General features: G+C 72.5%; 17 protein-coding genes. 6 read left to right on the top strand and 11 right to left on the bottom strand.

Going from position 1 to position 23,201, the window contains the following annotated elements; all coding sequences use genetic code 11:
* Positions 1-116 precede the first annotated feature (116 nt).
* Both AB0C04_RS12320 and AB0C04_RS12315 read right to left on the bottom strand, forming a co-directional pair.
* Positions 117-1,067, bottom strand: coding sequence for a glycosyltransferase (locus AB0C04_RS12320; RefSeq protein ID WP_357052341.1), 951 nt, complete (start codon positions 1,065-1,067; stop codon positions 117-119).
* 542 nt (positions 1,068-1,609) lie between these two features.
* Positions 1,610-3,589 (bottom strand): trypsin-like peptidase domain-containing protein, encoded by a 1,980-nt coding sequence (locus tag AB0C04_RS12315; protein WP_357052338.1) that lies wholly within the window; start codon positions 3,587-3,589, stop codon positions 1,610-1,612.
* Positions 3,590-3,738: 149 nt separating this feature from the next.
* Between AB0C04_RS12315 and AB0C04_RS12310 the strand changes: the two genes are divergently transcribed.
* The 6 genes from AB0C04_RS12310 to hutH all read left to right on the top strand — a co-directional run bounded on the left by AB0C04_RS12310 (position 3,739) and on the right by hutH (position 11,755).
* A complete protein-coding gene (locus AB0C04_RS12310; RefSeq protein WP_350869286.1) occupies positions 3,739-4,590 on the top strand; it encodes a MurR/RpiR family transcriptional regulator in 852 nt (283 codons plus the stop codon).
* 13 nt (positions 4,591-4,603) lie between these two features.
* A complete protein-coding gene (gene hutU / locus AB0C04_RS12305) occupies positions 4,604-6,259 on the top strand; it encodes a urocanate hydratase (RefSeq protein WP_357052335.1) in 1,656 nt (551 codons plus the stop codon).
* Between the two features lie 55 nt (positions 6,260-6,314).
* Positions 6,315-7,511 carry an allantoate amidohydrolase gene (locus AB0C04_RS12300; protein WP_357052332.1) on the top strand — a complete coding sequence of 399 codons (1,197 nt, stop codon included), beginning with the start codon at positions 6,315-6,317 and terminating at the stop codon, positions 7,509-7,511.
* A gap of 82 nt (positions 7,512-7,593) precedes the next feature.
* Positions 7,594-8,952, top strand: coding sequence for a formimidoylglutamate deiminase (locus AB0C04_RS12295; protein ID WP_357052328.1), 1,359 nt, complete (start codon positions 7,594-7,596; stop codon positions 8,950-8,952).
* A 74-nt stretch (positions 8,953-9,026) separates the two neighbouring features.
* Complete coding sequence (gene hutI, locus AB0C04_RS12290; RefSeq protein ID WP_357053667.1) at positions 9,027-10,229, top strand: imidazolonepropionase; 1,203 nt, start codon at positions 9,027-9,029, stop codon at positions 10,227-10,229.
* Positions 10,217-11,755 (top strand): histidine ammonia-lyase, encoded by a 1,539-nt coding sequence (gene hutH / locus AB0C04_RS12285; RefSeq protein ID WP_357052324.1) that lies wholly within the window; start codon positions 10,217-10,219, stop codon positions 11,753-11,755. The genes hutI and hutH overlap by 13 nt, the downstream gene beginning before the upstream one ends.
* A gap of 57 nt (positions 11,756-11,812) precedes the next feature.
* Here the strand turns inward: hutH and AB0C04_RS12280 are convergent, their stop codons facing one another.
* The 9 genes from AB0C04_RS12280 to AB0C04_RS12240 all read right to left on the bottom strand — a co-directional run bounded on the left by AB0C04_RS12280 (position 11,813) and on the right by AB0C04_RS12240 (position 22,800).
* Positions 11,813-13,171: a polysaccharide biosynthesis C-terminal domain-containing protein gene (locus AB0C04_RS12280; RefSeq protein WP_357052321.1), complete on the bottom strand. Its 1,359-nt coding sequence runs from the start codon at positions 13,169-13,171 to the stop codon at positions 11,813-11,815.
* Entirely contained in the window at positions 13,171-14,076 is a 906-nt protein-coding gene (locus AB0C04_RS12275) for a hypothetical protein (RefSeq protein ID WP_357052318.1), read from the bottom strand. The genes AB0C04_RS12280 and AB0C04_RS12275 overlap by 1 nt, the downstream gene beginning before the upstream one ends.
* A gap of 47 nt (positions 14,077-14,123) precedes the next feature.
* Positions 14,124-15,581 (bottom strand): hypothetical protein, encoded by a 1,458-nt coding sequence (locus tag AB0C04_RS12270; RefSeq protein ID WP_357052315.1) that lies wholly within the window; start codon positions 15,579-15,581, stop codon positions 14,124-14,126.
* 394 nt (positions 15,582-15,975) lie between these two features.
* Positions 15,976-18,036 carry an acyltransferase family protein gene (locus AB0C04_RS12265; RefSeq protein ID WP_357052312.1) on the bottom strand — a complete coding sequence of 687 codons (2,061 nt, stop codon included), beginning with the start codon at positions 18,034-18,036 and terminating at the stop codon, positions 15,976-15,978.
* A gap of 206 nt (positions 18,037-18,242) precedes the next feature.
* Complete coding sequence (gene rdgB / locus AB0C04_RS12260) at positions 18,243-18,863, bottom strand: RdgB/HAM1 family non-canonical purine NTP pyrophosphatase (RefSeq protein WP_357052309.1); 621 nt, start codon at positions 18,861-18,863, stop codon at positions 18,243-18,245.
* Entirely contained in the window at positions 18,860-19,585 is a 726-nt protein-coding gene (gene rph, locus AB0C04_RS12255; protein ID WP_350869268.1) for a ribonuclease PH, read from the bottom strand. Before rph ends, rdgB begins: the two co-directional genes overlap by 4 nt.
* 62 nt (positions 19,586-19,647) lie before the next feature.
* Complete coding sequence (locus AB0C04_RS12250) at positions 19,648-20,805, bottom strand: glycosyltransferase (RefSeq protein WP_357052305.1); 1,158 nt, start codon at positions 20,803-20,805, stop codon at positions 19,648-19,650.
* Positions 20,802-21,947, bottom strand: a complete 1,146-nt coding sequence (locus tag AB0C04_RS12245; RefSeq protein WP_357052302.1) for a glycosyltransferase family 1 protein — start codon at positions 21,945-21,947, stop codon at positions 20,802-20,804. Before AB0C04_RS12245 ends, AB0C04_RS12250 begins: the two co-directional genes overlap by 4 nt.
* Positions 21,948-22,056: 109 nt before the next feature.
* The gene (locus AB0C04_RS12240) at positions 22,057-22,800 is read right to left on the bottom strand and encodes an MBL fold metallo-hydrolase (RefSeq protein ID WP_357052299.1); all 744 of its coding nucleotides are present in this window, start codon (positions 22,798-22,800) and stop codon (positions 22,057-22,059) included.
* Between the last annotated feature and the right edge of the window lie 401 nt (positions 22,801-23,201).

Here is a 23,201-nt window from a genome sequence, read left to right as displayed (position 1 = left end):
CAACTCCAGTCATCACGATCCCCAAGCAGCGAGGCCAGCACGAACGAGCCCGACGGTCGCGGTTGGACGGTCCTACTCGGCGAGTCGCTCCGCCGCCCGGCCCGCCAGCCGACGGATCACCGCCCGGCGGCGGTGACCAACCACTTGCCGACCTCACTCGCCGCGCGCACCGCCACGATACACAGGGCGAGGCCCGGAATGCGCGGGCGACTGTACTTCTTGATCATCTTGCGCCAGGCGGCGACGCCGGCGAGGCGCCGCCGGCTGATGTTGCCGCTGTGCCGGTGGAACCGGACAACCGGCTGGTCGAGTCGTTGCAGGTGCACGCCGGTGCTCAGGGCACGCAGCACCAGCTCGACATCAACTTTGATGGACATCTGCTCGTCGTATCCGCCGAGTTGAAGCAGCAACTGGCGGTCGATGGACATGCCGGAGTGCTTGAAGGGCAGCCGTGGCCGGGTCAGCACGGACCAGAGCATCCGACGCGAGTCGGGGTAGGACGGGAGCCTGATCACCCTTGCGGAGTCGCCGACGAACTCCTCGTAGTCGGTGTAGACCCAGCGCGCCCCCGTGCGAGACAGGAAGTCGTGGATCCGGGCCAGGCCATCGGGGGCCAGTTCGTCGTCCGAGTCGAGCACGGTGACGGTCCTGCCCCGGGCCACCCGCAGGGCCGCGTTGCGCGCGGCGCTGATGCCCGTCGGCTCCTGCCGGACGACGAGAATCCGTCGGTCTGCCAGCAGGCCCGCCTCGGCCAGCCCGTCCCGAGCGGGTACGGCCGATCCGTCGTCCACCACGACGATCTCGAAGTCGCTGAAGCTGTTGGCGAGCACGCTCTGGATGGACTTCACCAGCAGCTGGGGTCGGTCCCGGACGGCGATGCAGACCGAGATCGCCGGGGTGACCCGTTCGGCCGCCCGCACCAGCGACACGGTCGACGCGTCGACGGCCGGCATCATCAGCACCGTGGGCTCGTCGATCTGTGACAGCTGGGGCTCCTGATCGGACGGGAGCGTGCTGCCGGCGGAGTCACGCAGCGAAGGCGTCGAGTAGGCGGGATGGCTCGTCACGGACGGAGGCCGTTTCGCAGCCCGGCTGGGCTACCTGCGCCGCCCGGCAGGACGGCTCCGCCGGTCGACACGGCTCCGCGATCCAACACGTCCATACCTTCGCCACCCCCATGAAAGCCACCATTTGCAGCGACATTTTCAGCGACGCGTTCGTAGGAACGTTCCCTTGATCGACGACAATGAAGATCCATCGCGCAACAACAGGGAGTATAGCCATCGCTACACCCCCGCACCATCACCCATCAGTCACCACGATGAGGGCCCGAAATCGTTGATGCAGCCAGGAATTCGCTGGTCAGGCTGCTATTGCGGCGCCGGTCGGACACGCCGCCGAAGCAGGCGGCCGAACGGGCACCGTCCGGTGGAATCCACATTGACCAAAAATACGATCTTGATGGCGGCACGGGTTGTTCGTGGTGTGCGAATGACGGGCGGAGCCGAACAACCGGGGGGCATGCCTACGCTTACATTCCCATGTGTCCGATCCGGTGTAATCGTCCGATCACGAGCCCGGCGGTTGGCCACTGCGCAGCAGCCGGCGATCAGCCGATCGTCGATCGCCGACGTACGAGTAGCACGGCCATGATGACGAGCCCGACGAGCAGCACGCCGGATCCGACCAGCAGGGGAACGACCAGGCCCGACCCATCCCCCTGCGCGCTGTCCAACCGCTCGCGCTCGGCGGCGTTCTGCCGGTACGCCTGCGCGAGCAGGTTGGCGGGTGCCGCGCCGGCGGCCTTGTCGAGCTGAGTGACAGCGACCGACAGGTCGCCGCCGAAGTACGCGTCCAGCCCGCTGCGGTAGATCTTGTCGGTGTCGCCGAGCGTGTTGCCTACCCCGGCCTCATCGAGCAGTGTGCCGATCGTCGACGCCGGCACCACCGCCCGGTTCGCCTTGTCCGGTAGCGCCTGGTCCTGGTCGATCACGCCCGCTACCCGGCCGTTGGGATCGAGGGCGATACCACCGTGCGACACGGTCCCGAGGTCCCCGCTGATCCGGTACATCGAGACCGAGCCGAGCCGGCTCGTGCCGGTGACCGTCACCTTCTTCGACTGGGGACGGTAGACAGCGTTGCGGAAGACGGTGTCGGTGGTCCGGAAGCCGAGGATGAACAGCGAGGCGTCCTGGTCGAGGCTCGCCGACCGGTTGAGTTCCACCGCCGGCAGATTGTCCTGGCCAAGCTTGATCAATGCGGTGCTGCCACTCTCCGCGGGCAAGGCCCGGACGACCTCGGCCTGGATGGCCGGCTCCTTCGACACGTTGCCCTTGGCGTTGTTGAGCTGCCCGTACACCTCACTGACCGGCTTGGTGCCCGGTTCGGCGCCGGTGAACCGCACCTTGGGCAGGTTGATCCGGATGTAGTTGGCGACCTCCCCGCTGGGAAGCTTCTTCTCCTGCACGAGCAACCGGGCGAGCGCGTCGACGGCGATCCACCGGGCGTGATCCTCGTCCGGCGCGACGCAGGAGCCGCTGGTGACGGCGTGGCCGCTCGAACTCACCAGGAAGCCACTGCATCGACGGATGAAGCTGACGGGTGTGGGGCGCACCAGAGCGTTCGTGGCGGCGTCGCGGACGTAACCGGTGAAGACCGCCTCGACGAAGACCAGCGACGGTGCGGCCACCGCGAGGGCGTGCTCCTCCGGACTGTAGAGGGCGGCCTGCGCCCACGGCTTCAGCCCCGGCTCGACCGGTTCGGCGGTGGGGGCCGCCGTGGCGGCGATCGTCGGCAGAGGGTCCGGATCGGCCTGGTCGTTGCCGGCGACGGCCCAGACGCCGAATCCGCTGCCCACGGCCGCCACCAGCACGAGCGCGGCCACCCCCATCCAGAGTCCGGTACGCCGCCGGGGCGGCTCCGACGGCTTGATCCGCCGGACCGGGGCGCTGAACGGGTCGTAGGACGGCGGATCCGCCGGCGCGGCGGACACCGGCGCGGGCGAGTGGGGCACGTCGACTGCGGGCTGCGGGGTCGGCGCGGGCTGCACGGTGGGCAGCGGGCCGGCGTGCAGGGCCCAGGGTGCGAACGACCCACCGGACGTCGGCTGCGGGGCGCCGGAGACGGGCTGCGGTGGCCCGGAGACCTGATGTGGAGCGCCGGAGACCGACTGCGGTGGTGCGGAGACCTGCTGCGGCACCCCGGACACCGACTGCGGCGGCCCGGAAACCTGCTGTGGCACCCCGGAGACCGGCTCCGCGGCGCCCTGATCGTCCGTCGGCACCAGCTGGTACTCCTGCCCCAACGCGCGGAACAGCTTCTCGGCGCCCGGGCCGACCTCTGCCGGATAGGCCACCCAGGGCTCAGCCGCCGAGAAGTCGGCGTACGCGAAGGCCTGGCCGCCCAGCGTCTGGGACATGGCGTCGGCGGTGCCGGCGAAGCTTTCCCGCCAGCCCGGTGTGTTCGCGGCCGCGGCGTCCAGCACCGCCACCGTCACGAACCGGCCCTGCCCGTCGATCGCAGCCCAGGCCTTGCCCACAGGGCAGGTGCCCAACAAGTGGGTGAACCGGTACGGGCCAACCGACTGCATGCGCACTCCTCTGCTCGACCGCCGTGCGGATCCTACAGAGGGGACGCTCACAAGGTCGTCCACCGGTCGGCCGACCGACAGCCCGCAGGCGGACGGTAGCGGACACCAACGGGTTGCCCCCTGAAAGTTTTTATGCATAGAGTCATGGCGTGAATGAAGGAGCTGTCGCCGCGCCCACCGAGCGGGTGCTCGATCTGTTCCACGGAGTGCGGCTCACCCCCACCCAACGTCGGATCGCACACTGCCTGGTGCAGCACGCGCCGGCCGCGGCGTACCTCTCGGCCGCCGAGGTGGCCGAGCTCGCCGGGGTCAGCCAGCCCTCGGTCACCCGGTTCGCGGTCGCGCTCGGCCACGACGGCTACCCCGCGCTGCGCCGCCGGCTCCGCGAGCTGACCGCCGGAGCGCTCGGTGGCCCGACCGACGCCGGCAACGAGCTCCAGCAGGCGGTCCGCGCCGAGATCGGCAACCTGGACCGGCTGACCGACCAGCTCGCCGACCGGGACCGGATCGCCGAGACGGGCCGGCAGCTCGCCGCCAGCCGCCCGCTGCCGGTGCTCGGCCTGCGCGCCGCCGCGCCGCTGGCCGCGTACTTCGCCTACTTCGCCGCCAAGGTGCACCCCGACGTCCGGGTGCTCGACGACGGCGGCAGCCTGCTCACCGACCGCCTGGAGCAGGCGGCCGAGGCCGGCGCCTCGGCGGTACTGGCCTTCGTGCTGCCCCGCTACCCCCGGGAGACCCTGGACGCGCTGCGCGACGCGCGCGCCGCCGGGTTGACCGTGGTGGCGATCACCGACTCGCCGGTCAGCCCGGCCACCGAACACGCCGACGTGGTGCTGCCCGCCGCGGTCGGCGCCCAACTCGTCTTCGACCTCCACACCGCCCCGATGACCCTGGCCATGGTGCTGCTCCAGGCGATCTGCGACGCCGCCCCCGCCGACACCCAGCGCCGGCTGGAAGCGTTCGAGGCGTCCGCCGCCCGCCGACAGCTGTTCCTCGGCTGAGAGGAGAACCGAGATGTCCGAACTGGTCCGCGCCGCCCGCGGGGTCGAGCGCACCGCCCGTGGCTGGCCGCAGGAGGCCGCGCTGCGGATGCTGATGAACAACCTGGACCCGGAGGTCGCTGAGCGCCCCGAGGACCTGGTGGTCTACGGCGGCACCGGCAAGGCGGCCCGGGACTGGCCGTCCTACCACGCGCTGGTACGCACCCTCACCGACCTGCGCGACGACGAGACGATGCTGGTGCAGTCCGGTCGACCGGTCGGCGTCATGCGCACCCACGAGTGGGCGCCGCGGGTGCTGCTGGCCAACTCCAACCTGGTCGGCGACTGGGCCACCTGGCCGGAGTTCCGCCGCCTCGAGCAGCTCGGCCTGACCATGTACGGGCAGATGACCGCCGGCTCCTGGATCTACATCGGCACCCAGGGCATCCTCCAGGGCACCTACGAGACCTTCGCCGCCGTCGCGGCCAAGCGGTTCAGCGGCACCCTGGCCGGGACGCTGACGCTCACCGCCGGCTGCGGCGGGATGGGCGGGGCCCAGCCGCTCGCGGTCACCATGAACGACGGCGTCTGCCTGATCGTCGACGTGGACCGCAGCCGACTGGACCGGCGGGTGCACGACCGCTACCTCGACGAGGTCGCCGACTCCCTGGACGACGCGGTCGAGCGGGCGCTGGCCGCCAAGCGGGACCGCCGGGCGTTGAGCGTCGGGGTGGTCGGCAACGCCGCCGCCGTCTTCCCGGAACTGCTGCGCCGGGGCGTCGCCGTGGACATCGTCACCGACCAGACCAGCGCGCACGATCCGCTGTCGTACCTGCCCGAGGGGGTCGAGCTGGCCGACGCCCGGGACTACGCGGCGGCCAAGCCGGCCGAGTTCACCGACCGGGCCCGGGCGTCGATGGCGAAGCACGTCGAGGCGATGGTCGGCTTCCTCGACGCCGGCGCGGAGGTCTTCGACTACGGCAACTCGATCCGGGGCGAGGCGCAGCTGGGCGGCTACGAGCGGGCCTTCGACTTCCCCGGCTTCGTGCCGGCCTACATCCGGCCGCTGTTCTGCGAGGGCAAGGGCCCGTTCCGGTGGGCGGCGCTCTCCGGCGACCCGGCCGACATCGCGGCCACCGACCGGGCGATCCTGGAGCTCTTCCCGGAGAACGAGTCCCTCGCCCGGTGGATCCGGCTGGCCGGTGAGCGGGTCACGTTCCAGGGCCTGCCGGCCCGGATCTGCTGGCTGGGCTACGGCGAGCGGGACAAGGCCGGCGTCCGGTTCAACGAGATGGTCGCCTCCGGCGAGCTCTCCGCCCCGGTGGTGATCGGCCGGGACCACCTGGACACCGGCAGCGTGGCCAGCCCCTACCGGGAGACCGAGGCGATGGCCGACGGCTCCGACGCGATCGCCGACTGGCCGTTGCTCAACGCGCTGGTCAACACGGCCAGCGGCGCGTCCTGGGTCTCCATCCACCACGGCGGCGGGGTGGGCATGGGCCGGTCGATCCACGCCGGCCAGGTCTGCGTCGCCGACGGCAGCGCGCTCGCCGGTCAGAAGATCGAGCGGGTGCTGACCAACGACCCGGCGATGGGCGTGATCCGGCACGTGGACGCCGGCTACGACTCCGCCCGCGAGGTGGCCGAGCGGACCGGCGTGCGGGTACCGATGGCCGAGGGAAGCGCGTGAGCGCGAGGAGTGCAGCGCAGCGGAGCCCCGCAGCCGCGAACAAAAGGAGTACCCCGTGAGCGACCTCGCCGTCCGGTTCCGGGCGCTCTGGGACGAGATCGCGCCGATCGGGCGGGACGCCGGCAGTGGCGGCTACCTGCGCTACGCGCTGACCGAGCCGGAGCTGCGACTGCGGGCCTGGTACCGGGAGCAGGCCGACCGACGCGGGCTGCCGGTCACCGAGGACGGCAACGGCAACCTCCTCGCCTGGTGGGGCGAGGCGGACGCCGGAAACGCGGTGCTGACCGGCAGCCACTTCGACTCGGTGCCACACGGCGGCGCGTACGACGGTCCGCTCGGCATCGTCAGCGCGTTCCTCGCCCTGGACGAGCTGCGCGCCGCGGGCGTCACCCCGGCCCGACCCGTGGTCGTCGGCGCGTTCGTCGAGGAGGAGGGGGCCCGGTTCGGCGTACCGTGCCTGGGTTCCCGGCTGCTCAGCGGCGCGCTGCCGGCGCAGCGGGCGGCGGCGCTGCGGGACGCCGACGGGGTCAGCTTCGCCGACGCGTTGGGCCACCCGCCGGCGGGCGCCCGACCGGAGCTGCTCGGCCGGTTCTCCTCCTTCGTGGAGCTGCACGTCGAGCAGGGCCGCGCGCTGGCCGACACCACCGCGCCGGTGGCGGTGGCCAGCGCCATCTGGCCGCACGGGCGCTGGCGCTTCGACTTCACCGGCGAGGGCAACCACGCCGGCACCACCCGGATGGCCGACCGCCGCGACCCGATGCTGACGTACGCGTTCACCGTGCTGGCGGCGAACAAGGAGGCCCGGCTGCGCGGCGCCCACGCCACCGTGGGCCGGGTGTCGGTGGAGCCGAACGCCACCAACGCGATCCCGTCGAAGGTGACCGGCTGGCTGGACGCCCGCGCGGCCGAGCCGGAGACGCTGGCCGGCCTGGTCGAGGCGGTCCACGGCAAGGCGGTCGAGCGGGCCCGGCGCGACGGCACCGAGATGACGGTGACCGAGGAGTCCGCCACCCCGCTGGTCGCCTTCGACGGCGGGCTGGCCGACCGGCTGGCCCGACTGCTCGACGCGCCGGTGCTGCCGACCGGAGCCGGACACGACGCCGGCGTCCTCGCCGCGCACCTGCCGACCGCCATGCTCTTCGTCCGCAATCCGACCGGTGTGTCGCACTCCCCGGCCGAGTCGGCGAGCGACGATGACTGCGCCGCCGGCGTGACCGCGCTGGCCCGGGTGCTGGCGGAACTGGCATGTTGACGGCCGTCGCAGCGGCCCGCCCGGCACCGGCGGGCGGCGGCGGATCGCCGCGTCCGCGCTGTTTCGAGAGGGGGCCCGCGGAATGACCGCGACCCGCTGGCTGGCCGAGTACGCCTGGCTGCCCGACCACGACGAGCCGACCGCCGACGTGCTGATCGAGGCGACGGACGGCCGGTTCACCGCGGTGACGCCGCTGACCGGCGGCGACTCACCGACCGCCGGGGTCGACGTGCTGACCGACGCGGTACGGCTGCCCGGGCTGACCCTGCCCGGGCTGGCCAACGCGCACTCGCACACCTTCCACCGGGCGCTGCGCGGGCGTACGCACGGCGGCCGGGGTGACTTCTGGACCTGGCGCGACCAGATGTACGCGGTGGCCGACCGCCTCGACCCGGACTCCTACCTGGCCCTGGCCCGGGCCGCCTACGCCGAGATGGCGCTGGCCGGGGTGACCTGTGTGGGCGAGTTCCACTACCTGCACCACGGGCCCGGCGGGACGCGCTACGACGACCCGAACGCGATGAGCGCCGCGCTGGTCGAGGCGGCCGCCCAGGCCGGAATCCGGCTAACCCTGCTCGACGCCTGCTACCTGACCGCCTCGGTGGACGGCGATCCGCTGGTCGGGCCGCAGCTGCGCTTCGGCGACTCCGACGCCGCGCGGTGGGCCGAACGGGTGGCCGCGTTCTCCCCGACCGGCGGGCACGTCCGGGTCGGCGCGGCGGTGCACTCGGTACGCGCCGTCCCCGCCGAGCAGCTGAGCACGGTGGCGCGCTGGGCCCGCGAGCGCGACGCGCCGCTGCACGTGCACCTCTCCGAGCAGCCCGCGGAGAACGACGCCTGCCGGGCGGTGCACGGCTGCACGCCCACCCGGCTGCTGGCCGACCGCGAGGTGCTCGGCCCGGCCACCACCGCCGTGCACGCCACCCACCCGACCAGCGGCGACCTGACGCTGCTCGGCGAGAGCCGTACCGGTGTCTGCCTCTGCCCCACCACCGAGCGGGACCTGGCGGACGGGATCGGCCCGGCGCGGCGGATGGCCGACGTCGGCATCCCGCTCAGCCTGGGCAGCGACAGCCACGCGGTGATCGACCTCTTCGAGGAGGCCCGGGCGGTGGAGCTGGACGAGCGGCTGCGCACCCGCCGGCGCGGCCACTTCACCGGCTTCGACCTGCTGCGGGCGGCGTCCGCCGCCGGGCACGCCGCGCTCGGCTGGACCGACGCCGGCCGGCTCTCGGTCGGTGACCGGGCCGACCTGGTCACGGTACGGCCGGACAGTGCCCGGACCGCCGGAGTGCCGCCGGTCGGGGTGTTCTTCGCGGCCACCGCCGCCGATGTCACGCACGTCGTGGTCGATGGGCGGACGGTGGTGGCCGAGGGTCGACACGTGGCCGTCGACGTACCGACCGAACTGCGGGCGGCCATCGCGGCGGTGACGTCGTGACCACGGACCTCTTCCCAGAGCGGCCGGCGCGGCCGGGTGACCCGGTACGCCCGGCGAGCCGGAACACCGGCAGCCTGCTGGTCGACAACATCGGCGAGCTGGTCACCAACTCCGACGGCGGTGCGGGTGGCCCGTTGGGCATCCGCCGGCACGCCGCCCTGCTGGTCGAGGACGGGCAGGTGGCCTGGATCGGCCCGGCCCGGGACGCCCCGGCCGCCGACCGGCGGATCGACGCCGACGGCGCGGCGGTGCTGCCCGGGTTCGTGGACAGCCACGCCCACCTGGTCTTCGCCGGGGACCGGGCCGCCGAGTTCGCGGCCCGGATGGCCGGACAGCCGTACACCGGCGGCGGCATCCGGACCACCGTCGGCGCCACCCGCGCGGCCACCGACGACGAGTTGCGTGCCACCGTGCGGCGGTTGCGCGACGAGGCGCTGCGGCAGGGCACCACCACCGTCGAGATCAAGAGCGGGTACGGCCTCACCGTCGCCGACGAGGCCCGTTCGCTGCGGATCGCCGCGGAGTTCAGCGAGGACACCACGTTCCTCGGCGCGCACGTCGTCCCGGCCGAGTACGCCGACCGCCCCGACGACTACGTCGGCATGGTGTGCGGGCCGATGCTGGCCGCCGCCGCCCCGCACGCGCGCTGGATCGACGTCTTCTGCGAGCGGGGCGCCTTCGACGTCGACCACGCCCGGGCCATCCTCGCCTGCGGGCAGGCCGTCGGGCTCGGCATCCGGGTGCACGCCAACCAGCTCGGCCCCGGCCCGGGCGTTCAGCTCGGCGTGGAGCTGGGCGCGGCGAGCGTGGACCACTGCACCCATCTCAGCGACGCGGACGTCGACGCGCTCGCCTCGACCACGATCGGCTGCATGTGCGCCGACGGGCGGCACACCTCCACGGTGGCCACCCTGCTGCCGGGCGCCGAGTTCTCCACCCGCTCGCCCTACCCGGACGCGCGTCGCCTGCTCGACGCCGGCGTCACCGTGGCGCTGGCGACCGACTGCAACCCCGGCTCGTCGTACACCTCGTCGATGGCGTTCTGCGTCGCCCTCGCCGTCCGCGAGATGCGGATGACCCCGGCGGAGGCCGTCTGGGCCGCCACCGCGGGCGGCGCCCGGGCGCTGCGCCGCGACGACGTCGGGGTGCTGCGCCCCGGCGCCCGGGCCGACCTGATCGTCCTCGACGCCCCGTCCCACCTGCACCTGGCCTACCGGCCCGGGGTTCCACTGATCCGCCAGGTCCTGCAAAACGGAGTACCGCAATGTCGATCGTGACCATTCAGCCCACCGGGGTCTCCCCCGCCGACGTGCTCGCCGTGGCCCGCGGCTCCGCCAAGGTCGTGATCGACCCGGCCGCGACGGACGCGATGGCGACCAGCCGGGCGATCGTGGACGGCATCGAAGCCGCCGGCCGCCCCGTCTACGGCGTCTCCACCGGTTTCGGGGCGCTGGCCAACACCTTCGTCGCGCCGGAGCGGCGGGCCGAACTCCAGCACGCGCTGATCCGCTCGCACGCCGCCGGCGTGGGCGCGCCGATGCCGCGCGAGGTGGTCCGGGCGATGATGCTGCTGCGGGTGCGCTCGCTCGCGCTCGGCCGGTCCGGCGTCCGACCGCTGGTCGCCGAGGCCCTGGTCGACCTGCTCAACCACGAGATCACCCCGTGGGTGCCGGAGCACGGCTCGCTCGGCGCCTCCGGCGACCTGGCGCCGCTGGCGCACTGCGCGCTGGTGCTGCTCGGCGAGGGCTGGGTGCTCGGCCCGGCGGGTGGGCGGATCGACGCGGCCGACGCGCTGCGCGGGGCCGGGCTGAAGCCGATCGAGCTGGCCGCCAAGGAGGGCCTGGCGCTGATCAACGGCACCGACGGCATGCTGGGCATGCTGCTGCTCGCCCTGAACGACGCCGCCCACCTGTTCGCCATGGCCGACGTGACGGCCGCGTTGGCGATCGAGGCGATGCTCGGCTCCGAGCGGCCGTTCCTGCCCGAGCTGCACGCCATCCGGCCGCACCCGGGTCAGGCGGCTTCGGCGGCGAACATCCACCGGCTGCTGCAGGACTCCCGGGTGATGGACTCGCACCGGGACGACCTGGCGCACGCGGTGCAGGACGCATACTCGATGCGCTGCGCCCCGCAGGTGGCCGGCGCGGCCCGGGACACCCTGGAGTTCGCCCGTACGGTGGCGGCCCGCGAGCTGGTCTCGGTGGTGGACAACCCGGTGGTGCTGCCGGACGGCCGGGTCGAGTCGACCGGGAACTTCCACGGCGCGCCGCTCGGTTTCGCCGCCGACTTCCTGGCCATCGCCGCCGCCGAGGTCGGGGCGATCGCCGAACGGCGGGTCGACCGGCTGCTGGACGTCACCCGCAGCCGGGACCTACCGGCGTTCCTCTCCCCCGACGCCGGCGTCAACTCCGGGCTGATGATCGCCCAGTACACCGCGGCCGGGATCGTCGCGGAGAACCGCCGGCTGGCCGCGCCCGCCTCGGTGGACTCGCTGCCCACCAGCGGGATGCAGGAGGACCACGTCTCGATGGGCTGGGCGGCGACCAAGAAGCTGCGTACGGTGCTGGACAACCTGGCCAGCGTGCTCGCGGTCGAGCTGCTGGCCGGGGTGCGCGGTCTGCAGCTGCGCGCGCCACTGGTCCCGTCGCCGGCCGGACAGGCCGCGGTCGCCGCCCTCGGCGGCATCGCCGGTGAGCCGGGGCCGGACACCTTCCTCGCCCCGGTGATGGCCGCGGCCCGGGACGTGCTCGCCGGCCCCGAGCTGCGCGCCGCCATCGAACGCGAGATCGGTCCGCTGGCCTGACCAGCGGCCGAGCCGGCACAGGGGTGGGCCTCGCTCCACCCCTGTGCCCACGCGGGCTCAGCCTCTGGTGACCGTCCGGCGGATCTCGGCCCAGGACGGAAGTTGGGCGCCCGCCACGACATTCCGCTTCACCCGGGACCAGAACAGGACCAGAAGTATCGCCTCGGACAGCACCGTCGCCCAGGCGGCCCCGGCCACGCCGAACATCGGGATCGCGGTGGCCAGCGCGGCCAGGTAGACGAGCGATCCCAGCCCCTGATAGAGCACCTTCTGCCGCACCAGGCCGCCGCTCATCAGCAGCGATTCGACACTGGCGGAGCCGAAGCGGAGTGGGATCGCCAGCGCGAGAATCGCCATCACCGGGACGGACGGGCGGTACTCGGCGCCGAAGATCAAGGGAATGGCGTAGCGGCCTGCGACGGCGACGACGAGGCCGACCAGCAGCCCGAGACCGATCATCCCGACCGTGCCGGCACGGTAGGCGATGAGGACCGCGCTGCGGTTGGAGCGGGACCACCGGTGCAGCTTCGCCAGGAAGTACTGCTGATAGACGATGCGGGGCAGGAGGTAGATCGCGGTCAGCAGCGTCATCGGCACGGCGAGCACGGCAGCGGCCTCCGGGCTCAGAAACTCGGCAGAGGTGACGATGCCCAGTTGCATGCCCAGTTGATAGAAGAGGCTGCCCAGCAGGAACAGGCTCGTTCCGCCGACCAGGTGGCTCATCCGGGGCGCGCGCGCCGGGCGACCGAGCACCTGCGTGTGGCCCTCCAACGTCGCCCGGGCGTACCAGAACGGTGCGATCACCAGGACGCTGATGACCACCGTGACGGCGGCCACGAAGGCGTAGCCCAGCGCCACCATGAGCGCCGACAGCCCGAAGAAGCCGGTCAGCAGGGCCACCAGGAGCCGGCCGACCTGCGGCGCCAGTTGCAGCGCCGCGAGCTGCCCGTAGGCGCCCTGCAGCTGGAGGGCCGACCCGGACAGCGCCATGGCGACGAGCGACAGGATGATCGGGGCGAGCCCGATGCGTAGGCCGGCGGTGACGGAGTCGTCCCGGTCGAGCAGACCCCACCCGACGAGCGCCAGGACCAGCAGGCCGGACGTGACGACCACCAGCACGATCGACGGCCGCACCCAGCGGAACGCCCTCGGCCCCTCGCGTCCGAACCGCTGCAACCAGAACTCGGCGACCCCGAAGATGGCCAACGGCCCGGCCAGCGTCACCAGCGAGATGACTGACATGAAGGCGCCGAAGTCCGCCTTGGGCAGGCTACGGGCGAGCAGCACCTGGGTGAGGAACGCGATCAGGGTGACGCCGGCTTGGCTGATTCCGAGCATTCCCAGCTGACGGAGCCGGCGTGCCATGCCGCCGCCGGACCGGCTGGACGTCGACGTACCGGTCCGCAGCTCCACCATCATCTGGTCGCTCTGGCCGAGACGTGCGACCTCAACATCTCCAGCTCGGCCTCCGTCCGACTCATCCAGGCCTCGCGGGCCGCCGCGATCCGCCCGGCTGCGGCAGGGTCGTCCCCGATCGCCTTCCGGACGCCGGCGGCGAGGGCCTCGGGCTCGTTGGCGACGAGCGTAGCGAAGCTTCCGAACAGGGCCTCGGTGGTGCGGGTGTGGGACAGGACCAGCTGTCGGCCCGCGCTCAGCGCCTCGCACGCGCCGCTGGGCTGCGTGGCGTCCCGGTCGGTCAACACGACGACCGCACGCGCGCCGGCGAGCGCCGCCTCGTAGTCGGGGAGATCGAGGAAGCCCAGGGTGGTGAAGTTGGGCAGCCCCTCGGCGCGCTCGCGAAGCGGCGGGGGCAGCCGGTGCAGCGGTGCGGTGGTCACGAAGTTGACCTCGGGCATGGCCTCGATCGCATCGATGAGGACGTCCATCGGCTCGTCCGGGGCGACGGTAGCCACGACGAACACCCAGTCGCGCGGTGCCGCCGGCGGGATCTGCCGGAGCGGATCGTGCACGACGAGTGTGCGCAGACCCGGGAAGGCCGCGCGGGCGATGACGTCGGCCTCCTGCGTGTGCGTCAGGACCAGTCTCGCCCCGCGCAGCACCGTTGCGGTGCTCGGAACCCGGCGCCACCACGACTGGAACTGCCCGTTGTGCGCGTCGACCACGTAGGGAACCCGACCGAGGTAGGGCGCCAGGGCTGCCAGGTGCGGCTGCGCCTGCGCCACCACGAACGATGGTCGCCGCGACCGGAGCAGCTTGAGATCGTTCCAGGTGTGGGCGAGGTAGTCGAAGGGGCGGAGCGCCTTTGGCGTCGCCTTGGCCGGACGCCATGCCAATTCTGCGCCCAACGCCTGGGCGAGCACGTCCGACCGACGCTGATAACGCTTCCACGAAATGAAGAGGGGGGCGCTCATTCGCGATCACCACTAGTGTCCGTTGCCAGTGCGACCGGCGCGTTCACCCGGGGATAGAACGCGATGATCAGCATCAGGGAGAGGAAGAACATCCACATGAAGTACGAATAGGAGGTCGGCTTCTGCGTCAGCGCCGAGATGACTGTCACGGCGTACAGGACCGAAAGCATCCAGCGCGCCTCGACCGCGATGGCACGCCTCGTCACCCGCCAGAGGTTGATGAAGATAATCGTCATCAGGATGACCCCGAGCAGCCCCCAGACCACGAAGATCCGCAACGGGTCGCTGTGCGTGTTCCACGGTTCGTAGGCCAGCCCGATGAGCCAGATATCCAGCGGGGCGTCCCCCCACACCTCCGCCAACTTGAACCAGATCTGCCCGCGGCCGTGCAGGAACTCGTCGTTCGTCGGATTCAGCGAGCCGATCTGCGTGGCGAGAAAGACCGCACGGTCGAACAGATAGGCGCCCCAACGGACCGCAGCGAGGACCACCAGCACGACGAGAGCGACAGCGCCCCAGACGGCGGTGCGGAATCGCAGGTTGGAAACCTGACGGATCAGTTCGGGAAGCCGGCGCAGCTCGAAGGCCACGATCACGAACGCCACGCAGACGATGGTTATCCGGTGGGTGCTCACGACCGCGGTGGCGGTCAGGAACGCGACGGCGGCATAGCGGGCCAGCGGGCTGATCCGCAGCCGGTCACCGGCGGCATAGAGAATGAACACCGCGAAGATCAGGAGCCGCCCGAGTGACGCGGGGTGGAAGTAGCCACCCGAGGCACGCCCGACCTTGCCGCTCATCAGGTTGAAGAAGTAGGTGTACGGCACGACGCCGACGACCTGCAGCCAGGCGATCACGGAGTGCACGACGGCGCCGACGACCACGAGCAGCAGGACCCAGCGCAGCCGGTCGAGCGAGAACCAGCCCGGCCTGACGAACATGACCGCCAACAACACGATCGGCGCGAACCCGACCGCGAGCTGGGCGGCCTGCGTGATGATCCCGCTCTTCGGTGCGATGTACGGCCCGAAGATCTCCCGAACGTTGGCCGTGGTGAAGACCTGGAAGAACTCCTCCCGGGCCGGCAGGGCGATCAGGCCGATAACGGAGAACAGGCCGAGGAGAACCAGCGCGACGATCGCGGGCGTCAGATTGGTCAGGAACCTTCTCGACGCCACGGTCACGGCGACGAAGGCGCCCACCATGAGAACAGCGCCAATCACCGTCGCCACCATGCCGGAATCCACGGTGTCGGCCGCGACCTTCGCACCGAAGACGTCGAAGAATGGCTTCACGCCAACCATCACCATGGCGAGCACCGCCATTATCCGGGCGGCTGCCCAGAGAAAGCGTGTGATCGGGGTGTCGCCTGGCGAATTGTGCGCGGTGTCGGCGGAGAGCGGCAGGCTCCTGCCCATCAGACGACGGCCACCGCCCACAGTCTGGGTCGCCACCGGCTTCTGAGGCATTATGTCCATTTCATGATCCTCTCCGCCCTACCTCTCGGGGCACTATACGCGAGGACCATGACCACCAGAGGTCGCCTCGGGCGCCCCGAAACCCGATGACGAGCGCTGCCGTCCTGCGGCATTTTCTCCGCTTTCGCCCGCATCTCGCTGGGCGGCGGCAGGACGCGCGTCGGCAACCGCAAGGACCGATCGCCGCTATTAGGCGGAGAACTGCCATAACTGTCGACCACTCCGGCACGTTCAATGGCACCGGCCCCGAGGCTCAAGCAGTAATCCGCGCAGTCCCGCACGTGTTCTCGAGACGGAACGCGGCCGGAGCGCCGGGAAGCCTCGGCGCGGCGGTCGCCGCGCCCGCTCCCCGTCCGCACCAGGCTTGCTGTCACCGCGCGGTGCTTGCCGCGATGCGGTCGACGAGGTGCGTGCCGAGCGTGCGGGCGTAGGTCGCGGTGATGTGGTGCGTGTCGCGATAGACGATGACGTTGCCGATCACCAACGGACACTCGGTCGTGGTGCAGAACAGGTCGGTCAGGTCGACCACCTGCACCTTGTCGCCGGCCCGACGTGCGGCGTCCTCGAGGGCGTCCCCGGTGCCGAGCGCCGTCCGACGGTCGACGGAGCACCGGGTCGGATCCCCGCCGTTCGCCGCGTCGTCGACGAGGCAGCCGAGATCCTCCTCGCCGAGCATCGGATTGTCCGCCACCACGACAATCCTGGTCCCCCGCGCGAGCACCGGGCGCCACGCCTCGACGTACCTGCGCGTCTGGCCGTCGGCCGTGCGGCGGTCGGCGCTCGCGCTGCGCCGCCCGCTGATGATGACCAGGTCGTACTTCGGGCCGGCGGCAAGCCGCTGCATCATCGCCTGCCGTCGCGCGTAGCACGGGTCGGCCTGGTCGGCGGTGTCCACCCTCGCCCAGATGCAGCCCCGGGCGACATAGGTGTCGAGCACCCAGTTCCGGGCCTCGAGGTGACCCTCGATGGCCGGGATGAGCATCGCCGCGTGCGAGTCGCCGACTATCGCGACCTTCGTCGCGTCGGGCCGCTGGGAGCCGATCCGGCACGAACTGAGCTCGGCACCCGGCTTCTGGTCGTAGCACCGGTACGCGGAGCCGGTGTCCTTGGTGAGCATCGAGACCTCGGGGAACACCTCTCGGCCCAGGGCGCCCCGCGCGCAGCCGTGCGCCGCGATCATCGCGCCCGCCCCGAGGCACGGCGCTCCCTCGGCCAACAACTGCTCGAGGCGCGAACTGCTCGCCTGGCTGCTCTGCTCCAGCAGTCGGTTTCCGACGACGACGACGGACATCACCATCGCCATCGACATCGCCGCGGCCGCGTACTGCGGCCACAGCCGACGCCGACGGGCGAACACACCGAACCGCACCGGATCCTCGACCAGGCGCTTGGTCAGCGCCGCCAGGACCACCACGCCGGCGATGACGACGAGCTTCACCGGCCAGGTCATCTTGTCGCCGGTCGCCAACGCGAAGATCGCGATCGGCGGCCAGTGCCAGAGGTAGACGGAGTACGACCAGTCGCCGAATTTCTGCACCGGCGCCAACCTCATCAGCCCGAGGGGCGACCACCGCAGGTCGGGAGCGCCGGCCCAGATGGCGCAGAGCGCACCGACGACCGGCAGCGCCGCCGCGTAGCCCGGGAAGGGAGTCCCGCCGTGCAGCACGAACGCGGCCACGCCGATCAGGAGCAGCCCCAGCCAGGAGACTGCCGCCCGGGTGCGGTCGCCGGCTGACCGGCCGAGCCCGGGCAGCGTCGCGAGCAGCGCTCCGGCCCCGAACTCCCATGCCCGGGTGGGGGTGACGAAGTAGGCGGCCGCGCCGTTCGTGAGCGTCGCGTAGACGGAGTAGGCGAAGGACGCCGCGACGATGATGGCGAGCGTGGCCCGGATCGCGCCGGTGGGATCCGTCCGCCGCAGTCGGCCCGCGACCACGATCGCGACCACGATCAACAGCGGCCAGACCAGATAGAACTGCTCCTCCACCGAGAGCGACCAGTAGTGCTGCACCGGCGACTGGACGTTCTCCGCGGCGAGGTAGTCGACGGCGTCGTGCGCCAGCTGCCAGTTCTCGACGTAGATGGTCGCCGCCGCGATCTCACGCAGGATCTGCGGCCAGTAGAGCTGCGGCACCCAGATGAAGACGGCCGCCGCGGTGGCGACGAGCACGAGCAGCGAGGCGGGCAGCAGACGCCGGATGCGGCGGGCCCAGAAGGAGCCGAGGCGGACCGACCCTGACGTCTGCACCTCCCGTACCAGGTGCGCGGTGATGAGGAAGCCACTGATCACGAAGAAGACGTCGACACCGACGTAACCGCCCGGGATCCGGTGTGGCCAGAAATGAAACAGCAGCACCAGGAGCACGGCAAGCGCCCGCAGAGCCTGGATCTCCGGCCGCAGCACGCCGCGATCGGTCAGCTTCGAATCACGCACTGTGCCTCGCCACGGCGGTAGGGGTAAGGGTGGCGCTCAGCGGCCACGCCGCCACAGAGTGGTGGCGTCGGCGAGGCTATACGGCCGGCACGCCTTTTCTCTATCCGGTACGGCGCCGGCCACGACGAAGCAGAGTCGGACCAACCGATGCCCGGCCGGCCGCGATCGGCGGCCGGGCAGCATCAGGCGAGGTCAGAGTGGATGCTTCAGCCGCCGTTCGGCGGCAGCACCTTGGCGACCAGCTTGGCCAGCTCGCGCAGCGCCTTGCCGCGGTGGCTGATCGCGTCCTTCTCCTGCGGGGTCAGTTCGGCGTTGGTCCGGGTCTGCCCGTCCCCCAGGAAGATCGGGTCGTAGCCGAAGCCACCGTCGCCGCGCGGGGCACGCAGCAGCTGGCCGGACTGCCGACCGTCCACCAGGTGCTCCTTGCCGCCGGGCAGCACCAGGGCGACCGTGCAGACGAACGAGGCGCCCCGGTTCTCGTCCGGCAGGTCGGCGATCTGGTCCAGCACCAGCTGGAAGTTGGCCTGGTCGTCGCCGTGCCGGCCGGCCCACCGGGCGCTGAACACACCGGGCATGCCGTTCAGCGCGTCGACGGCCAGCCCGGAGTCGTCGGCGATGGTGGGCAGGCCCGTCCGGCGGAACCCTTCCCGCGCCTTGATCAGCGCGTTCTCGCCGAAGGTCAGGCCGGTCTCCGGCAGCTCCGGGTACTCCTCGACGTCGTCGAGGCCGACCAGGGCGATCCGGTGCGCGCCGAGCGCGCCGTCGAGGATCCGCTGGAGTTCCACCAGCTTCTTACGGTTACGGGTGGCGAGCAGCACCTTGTTCATGAGAGCGCCTTCCGCTGGGCTTCGGCCAGTTCCGCGCAGCCCGCAACGCCGAGGTCGAGCAGCGCGTCGAGCTGGTCGCGGGCGAACACGCCCGCCTCTCCGGTGCCCTGCACCTCGACGAACTCGCCGGTGCCGGTGCAGACCACGTTCATGTCGACCTCGGCGGCCACGTCCTCGTCGTAGCAGAGGTCCAGGCGCGCCTCGCCGGCGATGACGCCGACGCTCACCGCGGCCACCGACCGGTGCATCACCGACGCCGGCTTGCCGGCGAGCGCCTTGCGCTGCGCCAGCCAGGTCACCGCGTCGTGCAGCGCCACGTACGCCCCGGTGATCGCCGCCGTCCGGGTGCCGCCGTCGGCCTGGAGCACGTCGCAGTCGAGCACGACCGAGTTCTCGCCGAGCGCCTTCAGGTCGACACAGGCGCGCAGGCTACGGCCGATCAGCCGGGAGATCTCATGGGTACGCCCACCGACGCGCCCCTTGACGCTCTCCCGGTCGGAGCGGGTGTTGGTGGCCCGGGGCAGCATCGCGTACTCGGCGGTGACCCAGCCGAGGCCGGAGCCCTTGCGCCAGCGGGGCACCCCCTCGGTCACGCTCGCCGTGCAGAGCACCCGGGTCGCGCCGAACTCGACGAGCACGGAGCCCTCGGGATGGGTGCTCCAGCCTCTGGTCAACGTCACCGGTCGGAGTTGGTCGGGCCGTCGCCCGTCGGGTCGCGCCATGCCTGCACCCTATGCGGTGCGGTGATCCAACCACGCCGCGGTGTCCCGACCTGCCCGATCGGTCAGGCCGGAGCGGTGGGCCGGGCCGGTTGCGCGTCGTGCACCCGCAGGAATCCGGCCACCGCCGCCGGCCAGCCGAACTCTTCGGCGCGCGCCCGCGCCGCCCGGCGCCGCTCCGCCTCCGGGCGGGCCGTCAACCGGGTCACCGCCGCGGCGATGGCGTCCGGCGAGCCGTACGCGGCCAGTCCGGCCGGGCCGACCACCTCGGGCAGCGCGCTGGCGGAGTTGACCACCACCGGGGTGCCGCTGGCCAACGCCTCCAGCCCGGCCAGGCCGAAGGTCTCCACCGGTCCGGGCGCGAGGACCACGTCCGCGCTGGCCAGCAGCCCGGCCACGGTGAGCCGATCGGGCAGGAAGCCGGTGAAGTGCACCGGCAGCCCGGCCGCCCGGCGGACCAGCGCCGCTCGCATCGGGCCGTCCCCGGCCATCACCAGCACCGCCGGCACGCCCGCGCGGCGCAGCGCGGCGAGCGCGTCGACGGCCAGTTCGGGGCGCTTCTCCGCCGACAACCGCGCGCAGTGCACCAGCAGCAGCTCCGCGGGGTCGGCGTACCGCGCACGCAGGCCCGGGTCGACCCGGTCCGGTCCGAAGGTGTCCAGGTCGACGCCGAGCGGCACCTGCTCCACATTGCCCGCCCCGATCCGGGTGAACTCCTCCGCCGCCCATCGTGTGGTGCAGACGATCCGGTCGTACGACCGGGCGGTGCGCCGGTTGAGCCGGTCGGCGATCGGCCGGCGCAGCCCGTCCGGCACGCCCCACTGCCCGAGCAGCCCGGTCAGCGACTCGTGCGAGACCATCACCGCCGGCACCGCGTGCGCCCGGGCCCAGCCCCCGGTCCAGCGGAGCGTGAACCGGTCGGAGACCTCCAGCCGGTCGGGTGCCAGCTCGGCCAGCAGCCGGCTCAGCCGACGCCGGCCGGTCAGCAGCCGGTAACCACCGCTGCCGGGCAGCTCCGGGCCGGCGAGGGTGACCACCCGCCCCCACGGGTGCCGCTCGTCGCCGTCCCGCCGGCCGGGGACGACCAGCACCGGCTCGTGCCCGGCGGCGAGGTAGCCCTCGCCGAGGTGGCGCAGCGCCGTCCGCAGGCCGCCGGAGCGGGCGGTCACGAAGTTGGCCAGCCGGACGATCCGCAGCCCGCCGGCGGAGTCGGGTCCGGTCATGAGGCGGCGGGCAGGTCGACGGCCGCCCGGCCGAACCGGACCGCCTGGTAGTGCCCGATCAGCTCGTCGCCCACCGCGGCCCAGCTGCGGCGGCGCACCGCGGCCCGGGCGGCCAGCCCGTACCCGCGGCGGCGTGCCTCGTCCGCGCCGAGCGCGCCGACCGCGGCGGCCAGCGCGTCGCCGTCCTCCGGCGGAACCAGCAGCCCGGTCACCCCGGACTCCACCAGGTCGAGCGGTCCGCCGGCGGCCGGCGCGACCACCGGCACCCCGCTGGCCAGCGCCTCCTGCACGGTCTGCCCGAAGGTCTCGTGCGGGCCGGTGTGCACGAAGACGTCCAGGCTGGCGTAGAGCCGGGCCAGGTCCTCGCCGTGCTGCACGCCGAGGAAGGTGACCTCGGGCAGCGCCCGGGCCAGCTGCCGGCGGGCCGGGCCGTCCCCGGCCACCACCACCCGTACGCCGGGCAGCCGGGAGACCGCCGCCAGCAGGTCGACCCGCTTCTCCGGGGCGAGCCGGCCGACGTAGCCGACCAGCAGCTCGCCGTCGGGTGCGAGGCGGGCCCGCAGTTCGGCGGAGCGCTTCGCGGGCTGGAAGCGTTCGGCGTCCACTCCGCGCCCCCACAGCCAGATCCGCTGCACCCCGTTGGCGATCAGGTCGGCGGCGGCCCGGGTGGACGGGGCGAGGGTGCGCCCCGCCGAGTTGTGGATCTCGCGAAGCCGCCGCCAGGCGGCCGCCTCGCCCCAGCCGACCCGGTACGCGCGGGCGTACGACGCCACGTCGGTCTGGTAGACGGCCACCGTCGGCAGGCCGTGCCGCGCGGCGAGCGTGGCGGCCCGGGCGCCGAGGATGAACGGGCTGGCCAGGTGAACCACGTCCGGCGCGTGCGCCAGCAGCGCCCCGGCGAGCCGGGTGGTGGTCGGCACGCCCAACCGGAAACCCTGGTAACGGGGCAGCGGCACGCTCGGGATCCGCACCACCGGGTACGGGTACGCGCCGGCGTCGTGCCGGGCGGCGCCCGGCGGGGCCGGGGCGATGACCAACGGCTGGTGCCCGCACGCGACCAGGTGCTCGGCGGTCCGGACGACGGAGTGCGCAACGCCGTTGACGTCCGGCGGGAACGACTCGGTCACGATGGCGATCCGCATGCCCACACCGTGCGGGTGTCACGGGTGCGCCAGACGACCGGCCGCTGACCGGCCGGCGAACAATGCGGCAAGAGCGGTCGCGGCGGCGCCGCACCGGCCGCCGGGTGGGTCAGACGTCGTAGCTGGCGCCGGGCCGGACGACCTCGAGCGGGCCGGCGTACGCGGCGGCGGCCGACTCGACGGTGTGCGCCTCGCTGCCCCAGGCGGCCACCAGGTGGGTGAGCAGCAGCCGGCGCACGCCCGCCTTGGTCGCCGCCTCGCCGGCCTCCCGGCCGGTCAGGTGCAGATCCGGCGGGTTCTCCACGCCGTCGAGGTAGCTCGCCTCGCAGAGGAAGGCGTCGGCGTCCTGGGCGAGGCGCAGCAGGGCGTCGCAGGGCGCGGTGTCGGACGAGTAGCAGAGCACCCGTCCCTCGTGCTCCAGCCGCACCCCGTACGTCTCGATCGGGTGGTTGACCCGGTCGACGGTGACGCTGAACGGCCCGATCGGGAAGGTGCCGGGCTGCAAGCCGTAGAACTGGAAGACGTCGTCCATGGTGCCGTCGTCGCCGTAGGCGGCGCTGAGCCGGTCCGGCGCGCCGGACGGGGCGTACACCGGCAGAGCCGGGTAGGGGCCGTCCGGGGCGTACCGGCGGACCACCACGTACGACACGGCGTCGAGGATGTGGTCGCAGTGCAGGTGGCTGAGGAGGATCGCGTCCGGGGCGTGCAGCCCCGCGTAGCGCTGCAGGCTGGACAGCGAGCCGGGGCCGAAGTCGACCAGCAGCCGGAAACCGTCGGCTTCGACCAGGTAGGCCGAGCAGGGGGACTCTGGTCCGGGGAAACTTCCGGCACAGCCCAGGACGGTCAGTCGCATCGAGTGGTCTCGCTGCCACGCTGCGTAGTCGCCACGCCGGCCGCTGCTCGGCTCATGATCTTTACCGACGCGTACGCCACGCTGCGCAGCCTACGCCGGAGCACGGGGACGCAAGAATCATCCGCTGGAAGTTGTCACCAAGGTGACACCGGCTGGCGGGACCGCCGGACCGCCATCACCGGGCGGGCGCCCGACACCGGCGTGACCGTTGCGGAGCGTGAGGAGGATCGGGACGCCGGCGCCCGTTCGTGGGGCAGCCGAAGCGTCCCGGGACCTGCCGCTGACCGACCGGCGTCGAGGCAGCCGGAACGGGCCGGGGCCCCGGCGGCAATCAGGGCGGCCAGCGGGATGACAAGTGGTGCGACCAAGATGCCTCCGATCGGCGTGCCGTGACCGTCGCG

Origin of the sequence: Micromonospora sp. NPDC048909, from assembly GCF_040649635.1 — a bacterium.
In the GTDB taxonomy this organism is placed as follows: Bacteria; Actinomycetota; Actinomycetes; order Mycobacteriales; family Micromonosporaceae; genus Micromonospora.
This window is presented reverse-complemented; position numbering and strand designations above follow the sequence as displayed.

Bases quoted from the DNA above. Each gene is read 5' to 3' on its own strand.
- AB0C04_RS12315 (WP_357052338.1), bottom strand. From the start codon at position 3,589: ATGCAGTCGGTTGGCCCGTACCGGTTCACCCACTTGTTGGGCACCTGC.
- hutU (WP_357052335.1), top strand. From the start codon at position 4,604: ATGTCCGAACTGGTCCGCGCCGCCCGCGGGGTCGAGCGCACCGCCCGT.
- AB0C04_RS12295 (WP_357052328.1), top strand. From the start codon at position 7,594: ATGACCGCGACCCGCTGGCTGGCCGAGTACGCCTGGCTGCCCGACCAC.
- hutH (WP_357052324.1), top strand. From the start codon at position 10,217: ATGTCGATCGTGACCATTCAGCCCACCGGGGTCTCCCCCGCCGACGTG.
- AB0C04_RS12280 (WP_357052321.1), bottom strand. From the start codon at position 13,171: ATGGTGGAGCTGCGGACCGGTACGTCGACGTCCAGCCGGTCCGGCGGC.
- rdgB (WP_357052309.1), bottom strand. From the start codon at position 18,863: ATGAACAAGGTGCTGCTCGCCACCCGTAACCGTAAGAAGCTGGTGGAA.
- rph (WP_350869268.1), bottom strand. From the start codon at position 19,585: ATGGCGCGACCCGACGGGCGACGGCCCGACCAACTCCGACCGGTGACG.
- AB0C04_RS12250 (WP_357052305.1), bottom strand. From the start codon at position 20,805: ATGACCGGACCCGACTCCGCCGGCGGGCTGCGGATCGTCCGGCTGGCC.
- AB0C04_RS12245 (WP_357052302.1), bottom strand. From the start codon at position 21,947: ATGCGGATCGCCATCGTGACCGAGTCGTTCCCGCCGGACGTCAACGGC.
- AB0C04_RS12240 (WP_357052299.1), bottom strand. From the start codon at position 22,800: ATGCGACTGACCGTCCTGGGCTGTGCCGGAAGTTTCCCCGGACCAGAG.